Genomic DNA, 15,574 nt, shown 5'->3' with positions numbered 1-15,574 from the left:
GAGGAATGTTATGGAATACAATAATATGCTAAAAAAACTTCAAAATTTAAATTATAAGGACCTTTATGAAAATGATTTCTTTCTTACCTGGGATAAGTCTATGGACGAATTGCAATCAATCTTTACTGTAGCAGATTGTTTAAGACATTTAAGAGAAAATAATGTTAGCTCTAAAATATTTGATTCTGGATTAGGCATATCAATTTTTAGAGATAATTCAACAAGAACTAGATTTTCCTTTGCTTCAGCGTGTAATATGTTAGGGCTTGAAGTACAAGATTTAGATGAAAAGAAGTCACAGCAAGCCCATGGTGAAACAGTAAAAGAAACTGCAAATATGATTTCATTTATGGCTGACGTAATTGGAATTAGAGATGATATGTATATAGGAAAAGGTCATACTTACCAGAAAAACGTTTCCGAATATGTGAAAGAAGGGTATGAGGATGGGGTTCTAGAACAAAGGCCAACCCTTGTAAATCTTCAATGTGACATTGATCATCCTACTCAAGTTATGGCGGATATGCTTCACATAATTCACGAATTTGGTGGAGTAGAAAACCTAAAAGGTAAAAAAATAGCTATGACCTGGGCTTATTCTCCTTCCTATGGTAAACCACTTTCTGTACCACAAGGGGTTATTGGTTTAATGACTCGTTTTGGTATGAATGTAACATTAGCACATCCAGAAGGATATGAAATAATGAACGATGTTGAAAAAATAGCGAAAAAACAATCTGATGAAACTGGTGGCAAGTTTGTAAAAACCAATTCTATGGATGAGGCATTTAAAGATGCAGATATTGTATATCCTAAGAGCTGGGCTCCATATGCTGCTATGGAAAAGAGAACAAATTTATATGGAGAAGGTAAATTTGCTGAAATAGATGAGCTAGAACAGGAATTATTACAACAAAATACTAACCATATGGATTGGGCATGTACAGAAGAAAAGATGAAGTTGACAAAAGACGGGAAAGCACTTTATCTACATTGCTTACCAGCAGATATTACTGGAGTTAGTTGTGAAAATGGAGAAGTAGATGCCTCCGTATTTAATAGATATAGAGTACCTTTATACAAGGAAGCTAGCTTCAAACCATACATTATTGCAGCAATAATCCTTTTACAAAAAGTGAAAGATCCAATAAAGATGTTACGGATATTGATGGATAAAAATAACTCTAGACTAATGAAATAGTAAATGAAATAATAGTAAAAAATAACATATAAAAGAAAGATTAAACTCTTTCTTTTATATACTGATTCCTTATTATTATATTGTTACGATGGAGGTAAGATATGAAAATAGTTTTAGCATTAGGTGGGAATGCACTTCAATCTGACCCTAGAGATACAAGTGTAGAAGCTCAAATTAACAATTGTAAAGAAACAGCAAAGTCAATAGTAGACATAATTGAAGAAGGCCATACATTAGCTATTGTACATGGCAATGGGCCACAAGTAGGGCAAATAATTAAAACTGTAAATGATGCCCATGCCTGTGATGAATCAAATCAACTATATCCTATTGATGTATGTGGCTCTTTCTCCCAAGGATATATCGGTTATCATCTTCAAAACACCATACAGCAAGAATTGAGAAAAAGAAATATTAAAAGAAATGTTGGGACAATCATCACTCAAATAGAGGTAGATAAAAATGATCCTGCATTTAAAAACCCAACTAAACCAATAGGCTCTTTTTATACTAAGGAAGATGCTGAAAACCTTACAACTGAGAAGGGTTATATGATGAAGGAGGATGCAGGAAGAGGATATAGGAGAGTAGTACCTTCTCCTAAACCAGTGGATATTGTTGAAAAAAGTTTAATTAGAGACTTAATAGAAGGAAATTCCATTATTATTTCCTGTGGTGGTGGCGGTATTCCAGTTATTAAACAAGAAGAACGAATGAAAGGAATTGCTGCTGTCATTGACAAGGATTTTGCTGCAGAAAAACTAGCAGAGGTTATAGATGCAGATCAACTGGTGATTTTAACAGCGGTAGATAAGGTTTGTATCAACTTCAATAAACCAGATCAACAAGAACTTTCAGAAGTTACAATAGAAGAAGTAGATCAATATATTAAAGAAGGACAATTTGCACCTGGAAGTATGCTACCTAAGATAGAGGCTTGCAAGAAATTTGTATCATTTGCTCCAAATAAAAAGGCAATTGTTGCTTCATTAGAAAATGCTAGAGAAGCTATTAAGGGAAGTACTGGTACTAGAATCGTCAATAAGTGAGATAGGGTGGTAATGGGTTTAGGATAAATATGTTTAAAAGGAAGGAGATGTACTATGGGGATCGTATTAAAAGATGGGCTCATTGTAACAGCAGTGGATATATATAAAGCGGATATTCGAATAGAAGGAGAGAAAATAGTAGCCATAGGATCCCAATTAAAAAAAACTGGGGATGAAGTGATATCTATTGATGGATATTATATTCTTCCTGGAGGAATTGATACCCATACACATTTTGACTTAGAAACAGGAACAGGGATTAGAACGGCAGATGATTTTGCCAGTGGTACTAAAGCTGCTATAGCTGGAGGAACTACAACTATACTGGATTATGCTACCCAAAATAAAGGAGAAACCTTGCAACAAGGACTTAATAATTGGAATCAGAAGGCTAAAAATAAAAGTTATTGTGATGTTGGTTTTCATATGGCAATTACTGATTGGAACGATAAGGTTCCCGTACAAATGAAAGACATGATTCAAAAGGGAGTATCTTCTTTTAAAATTTATATGGCCTATAAAGGAATAATGCAAATGGATGATGAGGATATTTTCAAAGCGTTGATAAGAAGTAAGGAATTAGGTGCATTAATTACGTTTCACTGTGAAAATGGAGATGTGATAGAAGCTTTAATACAGGAATCGAAATCAAAGAAATATACTTCACCGTACTATCATCCGTTGGTTAGACCAGCTCTAGTAGAAAAGGAAGCAGTAACTAGATTATTGTATCTTGCAGAATTGGCAAATGCTCCTGTATATATAGTTCACTTAAGTTCTAAAGAAGCATTGGAAAACGTTATTGAGGCAAAGAAAAGAGGCGTAGAGGTACATGTAGAAACATGTCCACATTATTTACTTCTGGAGGATTCTCTATATGATCTTGAAGGATTTGAATCTGCAAAGTATGTTATGTCACCACCCTTGAGAAAACAAGAGGATATAGAAGCTTTATGGAACGGCATAAATAATCATTTTATTGATACCATTAGTACGGATCATTGTTCATTTAATTTTAGGGGACATAAGGATGTAGGAATCAATGATTTTAGTCAAATACCCAATGGTATTCCAGGGGTAGAACATAGAATATCTTTACTATATACGTATGGTGTTCAACTTGGCAAAATAAGTCTAAATAAGTTGGTCGAATTGACATCAACAAATGCTGCTAAGTTATTTGGTGTATATCCACAGAAAGGGACTATAGCAGTTGGCAGTGATGCAGATATTGTAGTATGGGATTTCAATCAAACTTCTATAATTGAACAGAAGACTCAAATACAAAATGTGGATTATACTCCTTATGAAGGAATGCAGGTAAAGGCACAACCTGTATACGTGTTTTTAAGAGGCAATAAAGTGTTGTCTCAAGATGGAGGGATTTTAGAACAACCACAAGGAAGGTTTGTGAAAAGGAAATCCCTAAAGGGGGAATAATGTTGTATACATTTAAAGTTAATGGAAACAAGGTAGATGTAGAGGAAAATAAAAGGCTGTTGGAGTATTTAAGAGATGACATTGACCTTACATCCGTAAAAAATGGATGCAATGGGGAAGGTGTATGTGGTGCATGTACCATTTTAGTAGATGGTAGAAAGACAAGAGCTTGTCTTCTTACTACAGCAAAAGTTGATGGTAAGGAAATTATCACTGTGGAAGGTCTTAGCAAAAAGGAAGAAAAGATTTACACTTGGGCTTTTGCAAAGGCCGGCGCTGTTCAATGTGGATACTGTATTCCAGGGATGGTGATTAGTGCAAAGGCCTTGTTGGATAGTAATTCAACTCCAACTGCTAAGGATATTAAAAGAGCTATAAATGGAAATCTATGTAGATGTACTGGATATGTAAAGATAGAAAAGGCTGTAGAATTAGCAGCAAAAGCTTTTAGAGGCGAGATAACTCCTACCGAGAGTTTATCAAAAGGTTCTATTGGAGAAAGAATGGATCGTATAGATGCCTATGAAAAGGTTTTAGGCACAGGGGAATATGTAGACGATATGAAGATGGATGGCATGATATATGGGACAGCTCTTCGCACTAAATATCCTAGAGCTGTTGTAAAGGATATTGATATATCAGAGGCTTTAAAACATCCAGAAGTAGAAGCTGTTTTGACTGCCGATGACATACCAGGGGAAAGATATATTGGGCATTTAGTAAAAGATTGGCCAGCTTTGATTAAGGTAGGAGAAGAGACAAGATATCTTGGAGACGCAGTAGCATTAGTAGCTGCAAAGAGTAAAAAGGGATTAAAAGAAGCTGTAGATTTAATTAAAGTTGAATATGAAGAACTAGAACCTATATCTTCTCCAAAGATGGCTTTATCCGTAAGAGCACCTAAAATCCACGAAAATGGAAATATATTGGCTCATGAAGTATTAAAAAGGGGAAACGCTGATGAAGTAATTGCACAGTCAAAATATAAGGTGACAAGAAAATACTTTACTCCATTTACAGAACATGCATTTTTAGAACCAGAAAGCGCTTTGGCAGTTAGAGAAGGCGATGAAATAACTATCTATACAGGTACACAAGGTGCCTATGACGTACAAAGGGAATGTTCTGAACTATTAGGACTACCTAAGGATAAAGTAAGAGCAGTTGTTAAACTAGTAGGGGGAGGCTTTGGAGGGAAAGAGGATATGAGTACACAACATCATGCAGCTTTACTTTCATGGTATACCAATAAACCAGTAAAAGTTACTTTGACAAGACAAGAAAGTATTGTTGTGCATCCAAAGCGACATCCTATGGAGATGGAGTTCACAACTGCCTGCGATGAAAATGGAAAGCTTACAGCTATGAAAGCAACAGTTATAGCGGACACAGGAGCTTATGCATCCTTAGGAGGGCCTGTGCTTCAAAGAGCATGTACTCATGCAGCAGGACCTTATAATTATCAAAATATAGATATAGATGGAAAGGCAATTTACACAAATAATCCACCAGCAGGTGCTTTTAGAGGGTTTGGAGTAACACAGACCATATTCGCCAGTGAGTGTAATTTAAATCTTTTAGCTGAAATGGTAGGTATATCCCCTTGGGAAATTCGATATAGAAATGCTATAGAACCAGGTCAAGAACTACCAAATGGACAAATTGCAGATGAAGGTACTGCTATGAAGGAAGTGCTTTTAGAAGTTAAAGATGAATACGAAAAATATCCTTATGCTGGAATTGCTTGTGCTTTGAAAAACACAGGATTGGGAGTAGGCGTACCTGATGCTGGAAGATGTAGGCTAGTTATCATAGATGGAATAATCCATATTCGCACTGCCGCAGTATGTATGGGACAAGGACTTGGGACAATTGCTATTCAGATTTTATGTGAAACGGTAGGCATTTCCCCTAAAAATGTTGTCATAGATGCACCTGATACAGCTATAGCGCCAGATTCTGGAACTTCTACTGCATCTAGACAAACGCACTTTACCGGAGAGGCAATTAGAATAGCAGCTTTAGAACTCAAGGAAGCCTTGGTAAATAGAAGTCTCGAGGAATTAGAGGGAGAAGAATTTTATGCAGAATATAGTCCTATTACCGATCCTATGGGTTCCGACAAGCCTAATCCAGTAAGTCACGTATCCTATAGTTATGCTGCTCAGATAGCTATATTAAATGAAGAAGGCAAGGTGCAAAAGATTATTTCTGCAAATGATATAGGAAAAGCTATAAATCCTAAAAACTTAGAGGGACAATTAGAAGGAGGTGCAGTAATGGGAATGGGTTATGCTTTAACTGAAGATTACCCAATGGAATATTCTGTGCCTGTTGCTCAATTCAAAAAGCTTGGTCTCTTAAGAGCTAATAATATTCCTGAGATAGAAACCATAATTGTAGAAAAAAACAAAGATATTGTGGCATATGGAGCCAAGGGAATTGGTGAACTATCTGCAATTCCTACAGCACCGGCAATACAAGGAGCATATTTAAAGTATGATGGACAATTTAGAGATGAATTACCTTTGAAAGATACACCATATAGCAAAAAGAAAGAATAGTGAGGAGAGATAATATGACAAAAGAAATTATAAGTACAGATAAAGCGCCACCGGCAATTGGGCCATATTCACAGGGAATAAAAGTAGGAAACTTAATCTACACATCTGGACAACTTCCAATTGATATGAAAAGTGGTCAATTAGTAACTAATGACATAAAAAAGGCAACAAAAGCGTCTTTAGACAATGTACAAGCTATATTAGAGGAAGTTGGCTCTAGTATGGAAAAAGTAATAAAGACAGTAGTATTCATAAAGGACTTAGAAGATTTTGTAGCGATGAATGAAGTATATGAAAGTTATTTTTCTAAGAAAGCACCAGCTAGATCTTGTGTACAAGTAGCTAAACTTCCTAAAGATGCAATTGTGGAAATTGAAGTTATTGCACAGGCTTAGTAAAACCTATTGATTTAATAAAGGAGGGAGCAAAATGGCAGATTTAAAAATAGAGTTAACTAATATTGAATTTAAAAACCCTGTTATGGTAGCAGCAGGGCCACCATCTAGAAATGCAAGCATGATAAAAAAATGTGTAGAAGGCGGTGCAGGTGGAGCTGTTAGCAAGACTATATCAACAGTTGCAGCAGAAATACCAAAACCATGTATGGCAGAGTATAAGCATAGTTTTTTAAATACTGAATTATGGTCTGAATTATCTCCGAAACATTGGATCGAAAAGGAATATAAAGAAGCGAAAAAATGCGGAGCACCTTTAATAATAGGATTAGGATATACTACTAAAGAACTTACAGAGCTTATTCCTAAAGTGGAAAAGTTTGCAGATGCATTTGAAATATCAACTCATTATATTGGAAGAGACCTTACTCCAGTTATCAATACGCTAAAAGCTGTTCGTGTTTGTACAAATAAGCCTATATTTGCAAAGCTTAGTCCTGGTATCCCTGACATTGAGGAACTTGGTAAGACATTAGAAGAAATAGGTATAGATGGTCTAGTAGCTATAAATTCAGTAGGTCCTTGTTTAAAAATTGATATTGAGTCCGGGCTACCAGCTATGGGAAGTAAAGAAGGATATGGCTGGATGTCTGGCGCAGCTATAAGACCAATAGCATTAAGACATATTTATGAACTAGCTAAAGTAGTAAATATACCAATTATTGGAGTTGGAGGAGTAACCAGTGGTAAAGATGTAGTAGAGATGTTTATGGCAGGAGCTTCAGCTGTTCAAGTTTGTACACAGGCAATTGTAGAGGGACCTCAAGCTTTTAATAGAATAAACAAAGAACTAAACAATTGGTTGGATGAACATGGATATGATTCAATAGATGAGATTAAAGGTATTACAATTGAAAAGATGAAGAAAAGGGAAAGTGCAAATTATATAACTAATGTTCCTAAAATAGAAAAAAATAAATGTGTAGGATGCAAACGATGCGTTAAAAGTTGTGTATATCAGGCTATAAGCATGGTTGACGATAAAGCTGTAATAGATGAAACTAAGTGTTTTGGCTGTGGACTCTGTGTTACTAGATGCAATACAAATGCTATTATGCTTACAAATCAAGCCTCACAAGAATATTCATATTAATAGATAAAGAGTATTCAAATAAAGATATGGTAAGTTTAATTTTAAAAGTGTATATCATAAATTTTGATATAAATAGTTCCATCAATATGTTGGATATTTTGTGCAAGGAGATCTAAACTTGGTTATTACAAAATAAATTCTCCTTGCATTCCTATATCCGAACATAAATAAATTAACATTATTAAATTATATCATAAAAAGTTTGTAAATTCATCCCTCACTTAAAAGTGGAAGGATTAATATATTGGATGGTTGTGTTAAAATTGGTAAAAATCTAATCTCCAGAAGGAGGAGGTAATGTGAAAAGTAGTAATGTAAATAACTCTTTGTTTAATATAGATGGGAAACCATCGTTAGAAAAAGCAGTTCCATTAAGTTTACAGCATGTTTTAGCTATGATAGTAGGAAATATTACACCGGCTATTATACTTTCAGGAGCTGTAGGATTAGGAGCGGAAGATAGTACAATACTTGTACAAACCTGTATGTTTATCGCGGCAATTGCTACATTAGTTCAGCTTTATCCTATTGGAAAATCAGGTATTAGAATAGGTTCAAGATTACCAGTTATAATGGGGGTTAGCTTTGCTTATGTACCTACTATTCTTGCAATTGCAGCAGATTTTGGGATTGCTGGTGTATTAGGTGCTGAATTAGTGGGAGGTTTAGTAGCTATTGTAATGGGTGTTTTTATAAAACGTCTTAGAAAATTTTTCCCACCTATAGTTTCTGGTACAGTTGTACTTACTATAGGATTATCTCTTTATCCAATAGCTATCAATTATATGGCAGGTGGAAATGGAGCTCCAACATATGGTAGTCTCCAGAATTGGGGAATTGCACTTATTACACTTGTGGTAGTACTTATTTGCAATAACTTTACAAAAGGATATCTTAAACTTGCATCTGTACTAGTTGGTATCATAGCAGGATATATAATTTCTATATTTTCAGGAATAGTAGATTTTTCAGCCGTTGGGGAAGCAGGAATATTTTCACTTCCAAAACCTTTGCATTTTGGTATGGAATTTAATATAACAGCTATTATTACCATGGCTATAATGTATATTGTTAATTCTATTCAAGCTGTAGGAGATTTATCTGCAACTACCTCAGGAGGTTTGGATAGAGAACCTACTGATGAAGAATTATCTGGTGGAATTATTGGAAATGGAGTTGCCAGTATTATTGGATCTTTCTTTGGTGCTCTTCCAACTGCCACTTATAGCCAAAATGTTGGAATCGTTGCTATGAATAAGGTTGTCAGTAGATTTGTATTATCTATTTCTGCAATAGTTATACTACTTTGTGGATTTATCCCTAAGTTTGGTGCCTTGATGACTACAATTCCACAGTGTGTATTAGGAGGAGCTACCATTTCAGTATTTGCATTGATCACTATGTCAGGAATAAAATTGATTATTCAGGATGAGTTATCTGCTAGAAATACTTCAATCGTAGGATTAGCTGTAGCATTAGGAATGGGAATTGATATGGTACCTGAATCCATAGCAATGTTTCCAGGTTGGTTCATCGATATCTTTGGAAGTTCTCCAGTTATTATTTCCACTATTGTTGTGTTTTTCTTAAACATCATAGTATCAGAGAAAACCATAGCTGAAGAAAAAAAGGAAAGGGAAGCGATGGATTAATATGAAAATTTGTCAATCTTTAAATATAAAGGATTTTCCATGTACTATCTCTTTAATTGGAGCAGGTGGGAAAAGCACAACTATGTTTTCATTGGCTGATGAATTCAATAAACAAGGAAAAAAGGTATTAGTAACAACTACAACGCATATTTCTATTGACCAAGGAAATTTGGCTCAAAAATTAATTACAGAATCTAAATATAACATAGCTGTAAAAAAACTAAAAGAATATTTTCAGGAATGTAATGTAATATGTCTTACCACTTCAATTCTAGAAGAACAACAAAAATTAAAGGGTATACCTATTCAATGGATAGAAAGAGTTAAAAATGAAAATATTGTCGATATAATTATAGTAGAAGCAGATGGAGCTAAAGGCAAATCCTTTAAAGCGCCAGCAGAATATGAACCAGTACTGCCTAAACATAATGATATAATTGTCGCAATAATGGGAACAGATGCGATGTATAAACCTATTATAGATCAATATGTTCATAGACCAGAAAGAATTTTGGCTCTCCTAAATGGAGAGCCAGAAAATCAGGAAACTATATTAAGTAAAGAAAATATCATAAGAGTATATTTTCATAAGAGTGGACTATTAAAAGATGTTCAAAAGGATCAAAAAGTATATATATTATTAAATAAAGTAAATAAGACCAGAGAAATGGATGCATTACAATTAGCTAATCAAATGGCACAAAAAAGTGATTTTGGTAATTTAAAGATCTTGATAGGTAATGTGCAAAATTCATTACATCCTATTACTCATATAATAGATTAAAATGGAATACGATATCAGTTGCCATTTTTTAAAGATAATATTTATCCTGCCACTATATTGTAGGATTAACTACAATATAGAAATTTGATATAATAAATTATATAAAAGAGTAAAGACTAAATCATAATGGAGGGATAGTTTTGAAATATAAAAAGTTTGTAGATAAATATGTGGTAAGGCTTGAAAGAGGGGAAGAAGTAATTAACTCTTTAACAAATCTTTGCAAGGAAAATGAAATTAAGCTAGGAAGAGTAACTGGTATTGGTGCAACCAATAAGGTGACAATTGGCCTATTTAATACAGAATCTAAGGAATACCATTCAAAAGACTTAACTGGCGATATGGAAATTACAAATCTTTCAGGAAATATAACAAGTATGGATGAAGAAGTCTACCTACATCTACATATTACAGTATGTGATAAAAACAATAAGGCATATGGTGGTCATTTGAATTCAGCAGTCATAAGTGCTACATGTGAAATGATAATTGATGTTATAGACGGGAATGTGGGTAGAAGACATGATGAAGAAATAGGATTGAATTTGTTTAAATTTAATGAAGACTCAATAGAATCCATACATTAAAATGTGGTTGGGGTGAACTATATGTCAAACCAAAAGAGAATAGAGGACTATGGAATAAATATTGGTGAACTACCAAAAGGGCAGTTGAATAAGATAACTGATGTAAAAGGAGTCACAGTAGGACATTGTACTATAGATACATATGAAAACAAAACTGGAGTCACTGTAATACTTCCTGTGGAAGGAAATATCTATACAAACAAGCTCATTGCAGCTAGTCATATATTAAATGGATATGGCAAGTCTACAGGACTTATGCAGATTGATGAGATTGGAACATTGGAATCCATAATTACCTTAACCAATACATTAAATGTAGGGTTGGTATATGATGCGATAACAGAATATGCGGTAGAGAAATGTACTGAGGAAAATATATATTTGTCTACCTTTAACCCATTAATATGTGAATGTAATGATAGCTATTTAAATGATATACAAAAAAGGGTAGTGGGGAAGGAACATGTATATAAAGCAATTGAAAATGCAACTGTAGATTTTGAAGAAGGAGATATTGGAGCAGGGAAAGGCATGAGCTGTCACCAGCTTAAAGGGGGCATAGGCTCTGCATCGAGAATAGTAACATTAGATGGAGTACCTTATACAATAGGGGTATTGGTGTTATCAAATCATGGATTGTTAAAGGACTTAACTATTGAAGGCAAAAATATAGGAAAGAAATTGTCCAGTCAAATAAATGTAGATGAGAATATAGATAAAGGATCTATAATATCAATTATTGCCACAGATATACCCCTCAGCAGTAGACAGTTAAGAAGAATATGCAAAAGAGCAGTAGTTGGGCTATCAAAAGTAGGATCATATATGGGGCATGGAAGCGGAGAAATAATAGTTGGATTCTCTACAGGAAATGTGCTTAAACATGGACAAAATTTAGATATACTTAATATGCGTATTCTAAGTGAAGAAAGGATTGATAATGTATTTAGAGCAGTAGCAGAATGTGAAGAGGAGGCAATATTGAATTCTATGATTACTGCAAATAAAGTAATAGGTATAAAGGGAAGGTCAAGAGAGGCTTTAAAGGATTACTTTAAAAAAGGATTATGCCAAATCTAGCATAATCCTTAATAAAATTTATTTAAAATTAAAATGTGAAGGAGCAGGTGCTTTTACTACTATTAGTTCTAGTACTTCGTCATGTAAATTTTTCACATTCATCTTTATATTATAAGGTATTTGCAATATATGACCTTTTTCATATTCATGAATTTCTTGTTCTCCTAGTTGCAATGATAGAGTACCTCTTAAAACGGTCATATATACATTTGAATTTGAAAAATGTTCTGGTAGACCTTCATTCTTATTAAATACCATGTGAATATAATTGATGTTTTCATCCATTATAATCCTTTCAACTGCTTTTTCATCTATTAAGCTATAATTAAATATTTTTTCAATCATTGTAAACCCCCAATTTTATATATTTGTTTAAATTATATATAAAATTATTGATAAATTATGTAACATATGTTACAGATAAATAATTATTATAAATTTTAACTAATTCAATTTTGAAAAGTTAAGAGCTATTTCATATCAATATCATTTAACTTTATGGTTATAAAAAATAGAGGCCATTCGGCCTCTATTTTTCCCATATTTTTGGGTCTATAAGGAGATCTTCTATATTTATATGGGGAGTTTTACTAATTATCTAGTGAAATATTCATAATCATCATATTCAACTACGTTTCCGCCTGTATCCATTATATATTTTGGATCATCTACTAATCTTATGGAGTATTCATCAGCATCTACTGATTTACTTATTGTAATCCTAATTTCAGTATCACTTGTATCTAATGTAGTGGAGTAATCCGAAATATCTAGTATTTCTTCACCAATTGCTTCTACTATTAAATCTCTTTCAAATAAGGAAGCAGAATCATCATCTAATTCTTCAGTAAAAGGTAAGTATATTGTTCTACCACTGCTGCTAAGGTTTCCTGATTTAGAATCTATTCTTGGTCTTACTTTATCTATTACATCAATAGAATCAGCTTTAGCAGACGATTCCAGGTATGTTACGATTGAATTTTTAGATTTTATAGTTAACTTTCCATCTATTGTTGTTTCATCATCGTTATCCAATCTGATTTCAACTTCTTCAGTACCATCAGTTTTTACATTTCTAACAGTTCTATCTGTTACTTTAAAGTCATCTTCTGATGCATCTAATATTGGTTGGTCAAATGTAGCTATTATGGTATCGGATTCTGTTAGTTCTGCAGATTTGACTACTGCTTCACCTTCAGTTGTGTCGTCAAATTTCAATATCTCAGGTTCAATCAATATTCCATTAATCCCTGTAAGACCTCGGACATCGAGTTCTTCAACATTATCGTTTTCTCCTATATTGACTTCTTCACCGTTAATTTCATCTGGTAGAGTAATTATATAGGTTTTTTCATTATATAATTCGTTAAATTCTGTTTCTGATGGAAGGTACATATAGTCGTTATCAAACTTAATCAAATAGTTGCTGTGCTCCGATATAGTGGATGCGTCCATCTCTTTACTAAATCGAAGTATTATTTCATTGCCATGGCCTGAATAGCTTACTATTTTTGGTATTTCAACATCTTCCATATATATATCCTGTGTATATGTTTTTATTGTATTTTCCAATGTTGTAGTATCAACCACATCGTCAATTGTAATGGTGTTGGTTCCAGCTGGTAGTGGATTACTTAAGTAAATCTTATATTCTCTTCCAGAACCATCTACATTTCTTATATATATTTTTTCATTGTCTTCATCCCTTAAATCATAGTAGGATCTATTTTTTGCATTTACATTTTTGCTATAGTAAATGGTTATTGTTTTTCCATCTTTTGAGACATTTAATCCTATTACTTCTGGAGCAGTTGTATCCAATACTGGTTCTACCTCTACTTCTTCATCTTCAAGTTCATTGCCAGAATAGTCCTCTAAATTATCTATATAGATAGTTATTTCATAGGTAGGAAGTTCTTTTCCTGAGAAATTTAATATGACTTTATTATTTATTACTTCTATATCTGATGGATATCTTTTAGTATGACCAGATCTCCAATAAAAATCGTTTCTATTTATTGAATCTGAATCTATATCCTCATCAAGTTCAAGTATAACTTGTTCTGTAGTTGCCCTTGCATCTTCTAACTTAGGTGATTGGTTGTCCTTTACTATTTCAAATGTAATCTCATCATCTAACGCTTTATAATCTGCAAAATCTGTCAATTCTGATATACTCAAAGTATGTTTTCCCTCTTTAGGGGCATAGTTTGAAGAATAATATTTTAACATAATTACATTATCGATTTTATCAACTTGTCCTAGAACCTCTTCACCATCTATCTTAAAATTTGATATTCTAGCAGTTTTGATTGGTTCTGACATTATAATCTTTAATCCTTTATTTCCTAATTGCTCAACATCAATTACTTCTGGTATTTCATTGTCAAAAGGACTGAATTCTCTATCTCTTATAGTTATTTCCTCGTCTGTTTCAGATTTTATTCTATTTATAGATATTTTATATGTATTTTGACTTTTCATTGTTTCATTAAGTGTAAGTATTATAGTTTTATTATTATTTTCTAAACGCACTGATTTAACTGTTCCTGCATTTGTATAATAATTGCTAGGGAATTGACTGCTATCTTCGTCAACAGATTGTGTAAAATTTAGAGAAATTTCCTTTAGATTATCTGCAGATACATCGTTTAATTCGAAGGGGAGGTCTTGGATAGTAACGTTTCCTGTTTTGAGAGTTAAATTTCCTTTTAAAAAGCTGTATTTATATTTTCCACCTTCAAGGTTTTTGATTTCAATTTCAAATCTACCATCATCTTTTAATTCTATATCATGGAATTGTTCTCCAGAAGATATATCATCGGAAACTGGTTCTAAATTAAGTTTTAATTCATCCGTGCCTTTAGCAACACCCTCGAATATAAGGGTATCCTTATATGTGGAGGAAGTTGCTTCTACGCTTATGGCAACAGGAATGTTTAAACTTAATTGTTTTGCTAATGTGTCGCTTGAGCCCTTAACGTTAAGATTTAAAGCATTAAGAGTCATAGCAGCCATTAATCCTCTAGTGATATGTTCATCTGGGTCTACAGATAGGCCCTCCATTAAACCTAAACTTTCTGCTAATTCTGGTACATCATCATAGGATTCTATTTCACTTCCGTATTTTAAAGCTCTTAAAAGTACATTCTGTAGCTGTTGTACTTTAGTATAATACTCTTTATTTCCTTCTATAGTATATCCAAAATTTCCAGGAGCTGTTCCTTTTATAAGTCCTTCATCTACTGCCCAATATATGAATGGAGCATAATATGAATCTTTATCTACGTCAGTAAATGTATTTTTAACTTTAAAATTTTCAGCTGTACCTTCTTTATTATAAAGGCGGCTTATTAATACAACCATTTCCTGTCTTTTCAGATACTGGTCTAGCATCAAATCTCCGCTTTTTGAACCCTTCAAAACACCTAAATTTTTGAGTATTTCTCCAGCTTGATTATATTCTTCCTTTTCAGAAGGAGCTCCAATAATAGGAACAGAGCTAAGTACTATGACTAGTGCTAATAATAGTGATAATATCCTTTTCATATAAATCTCTCCTTTCGTAAATATTCTAATTCTATTATACATCATATAAGTCGTATCAAATATTACATTATAATTACAAATATAGAGTTTGGATTTTGGATAGCATTAAGTTTCGTTGAC

Annotated in this window: 12 protein-coding genes; 10 read left to right on the top strand and 2 right to left on the bottom strand. The window is 33.3% G+C overall.

Going from position 1 to position 15,574, the window contains the following annotated elements:
* Nucleotides 1-10 precede the first annotated feature (10 nt).
* The 10 genes from ygeW (at nucleotide 11) to K8M07_RS06835 (ending at nucleotide 11,905) form a co-directional block, all read left to right on the top strand.
* The gene (ygeW, locus tag K8M07_RS06880; protein WP_223377169.1) at nucleotides 11-1,201 is read left to right on the top strand and encodes a knotted carbamoyltransferase YgeW; all 1,191 of its coding nucleotides are present in this window, start codon (nucleotides 11-13) and stop codon (nucleotides 1,199-1,201) included.
* Between the two features lie 101 nt (nucleotides 1,202-1,302).
* The gene (arcC, locus tag K8M07_RS06875) at nucleotides 1,303-2,250 is read left to right on the top strand and encodes a carbamate kinase (protein ID WP_223377168.1); all 948 of its coding nucleotides are present in this window, start codon (nucleotides 1,303-1,305) and stop codon (nucleotides 2,248-2,250) included.
* Nucleotides 2,251-2,304: 54 nt separating this feature from the next.
* Nucleotides 2,305-3,690, top strand: coding sequence for a dihydropyrimidinase (hydA, locus tag K8M07_RS06870; RefSeq protein ID WP_223377167.1), 1,386 nt, complete (start codon nucleotides 2,305-2,307; stop codon nucleotides 3,688-3,690).
* A 2-nt stretch (nucleotides 3,691-3,692) separates the two neighbouring features.
* Nucleotides 3,693-6,254, top strand: coding sequence for a selenium-dependent xanthine dehydrogenase (gene xdh, locus K8M07_RS06865; RefSeq protein ID WP_411741960.1), 2,562 nt, complete (start codon nucleotides 3,693-3,695; stop codon nucleotides 6,252-6,254).
* 14 nt (nucleotides 6,255-6,268) lie between these two features.
* Nucleotides 6,269-6,649: a RidA family protein gene (locus K8M07_RS06860; protein WP_223377165.1), complete on the top strand. Its 381-nt coding sequence runs from the start codon at nucleotides 6,269-6,271 to the stop codon at nucleotides 6,647-6,649.
* A 34-nt stretch (nucleotides 6,650-6,683) separates the two neighbouring features.
* Complete coding sequence (locus tag K8M07_RS06855) at nucleotides 6,684-7,802, top strand: 4Fe-4S binding protein (RefSeq protein ID WP_223377164.1); 1,119 nt, start codon at nucleotides 6,684-6,686, stop codon at nucleotides 7,800-7,802.
* Nucleotides 7,803-8,101: 299 nt separating this feature from the next.
* Nucleotides 8,102-9,454 (top strand): uracil-xanthine permease family protein, encoded by a 1,353-nt coding sequence (locus K8M07_RS06850; RefSeq protein ID WP_223377163.1) that lies wholly within the window; start codon nucleotides 8,102-8,104, stop codon nucleotides 9,452-9,454.
* Between the two features lies 1 nt (nucleotide 9,455).
* Complete coding sequence (gene yqeC, locus K8M07_RS06845) at nucleotides 9,456-10,238, top strand: selenium cofactor biosynthesis protein YqeC (RefSeq protein WP_223377162.1); 783 nt, start codon at nucleotides 9,456-9,458, stop codon at nucleotides 10,236-10,238.
* Between the two features lie 140 nt (nucleotides 10,239-10,378).
* Nucleotides 10,379-10,825: a PPC domain-containing DNA-binding protein gene (locus K8M07_RS06840; RefSeq protein WP_223377161.1), complete on the top strand. Its 447-nt coding sequence runs from the start codon at nucleotides 10,379-10,381 to the stop codon at nucleotides 10,823-10,825.
* A gap of 21 nt (nucleotides 10,826-10,846) precedes the next feature.
* A complete protein-coding gene (locus K8M07_RS06835; protein ID WP_223377160.1) occupies nucleotides 10,847-11,905 on the top strand; it encodes a P1 family peptidase in 1,059 nt (352 codons plus the stop codon).
* 18 nt (nucleotides 11,906-11,923) lie between these two features.
* Here the strand turns inward: K8M07_RS06835 and K8M07_RS06830 are convergent, their stop codons facing one another.
* Together K8M07_RS06830 and K8M07_RS06825 are read right to left on the bottom strand one after the other, a co-directional pair.
* Entirely contained in the window at nucleotides 11,924-12,250 is a 327-nt protein-coding gene (locus K8M07_RS06830) for a cupin domain-containing protein (protein WP_223377159.1), read from the bottom strand.
* Between the two features lie 249 nt (nucleotides 12,251-12,499).
* Nucleotides 12,500-15,454, bottom strand: a complete 2,955-nt coding sequence (locus K8M07_RS06825) for an S-layer homology domain-containing protein (RefSeq protein WP_223377158.1) — start codon at nucleotides 15,452-15,454, stop codon at nucleotides 12,500-12,502.
* Nucleotides 15,455-15,574 lie beyond the last annotated feature (120 nt).

The organism is Schnuerera sp. xch1 (assembly GCF_019931165.1).
Lineage (GTDB): Bacteria > Bacillota > Clostridia > Tissierellales > Tepidimicrobiaceae > JAIOUP01.
This window is presented reverse-complemented; position numbering and strand designations above follow the sequence as displayed.

Excerpts from the sequence above, each read along its gene's own strand:
- ygeW (WP_223377169.1), top strand. The coding sequence starts at position 11 with ATGGAATACAATAATATGCTAAAAAAACTTCAAAATTTAAATTATAAG.
- arcC (WP_223377168.1), top strand. The coding sequence starts at position 1,303 with ATGAAAATAGTTTTAGCATTAGGTGGGAATGCACTTCAATCTGACCCT.
- hydA (WP_223377167.1), top strand. The coding sequence starts at position 2,305 with ATGGGGATCGTATTAAAAGATGGGCTCATTGTAACAGCAGTGGATATA.
- K8M07_RS06860 (WP_223377165.1), top strand. The coding sequence starts at position 6,269 with ATGACAAAAGAAATTATAAGTACAGATAAAGCGCCACCGGCAATTGGG.
- K8M07_RS06855 (WP_223377164.1), top strand. The coding sequence starts at position 6,684 with ATGGCAGATTTAAAAATAGAGTTAACTAATATTGAATTTAAAAACCCT.
- yqeC (WP_223377162.1), top strand. The coding sequence starts at position 9,456 with ATGAAAATTTGTCAATCTTTAAATATAAAGGATTTTCCATGTACTATC.
- K8M07_RS06835 (WP_223377160.1), top strand. The coding sequence starts at position 10,847 with ATGTCAAACCAAAAGAGAATAGAGGACTATGGAATAAATATTGGTGAA.
- K8M07_RS06830 (WP_223377159.1), bottom strand. The coding sequence starts at position 12,250 with ATGATTGAAAAAATATTTAATTATAGCTTAATAGATGAAAAAGCAGTT.
- K8M07_RS06825 (WP_223377158.1), bottom strand. The coding sequence starts at position 15,454 with ATGAAAAGGATATTATCACTATTATTAGCACTAGTCATAGTACTTAGC.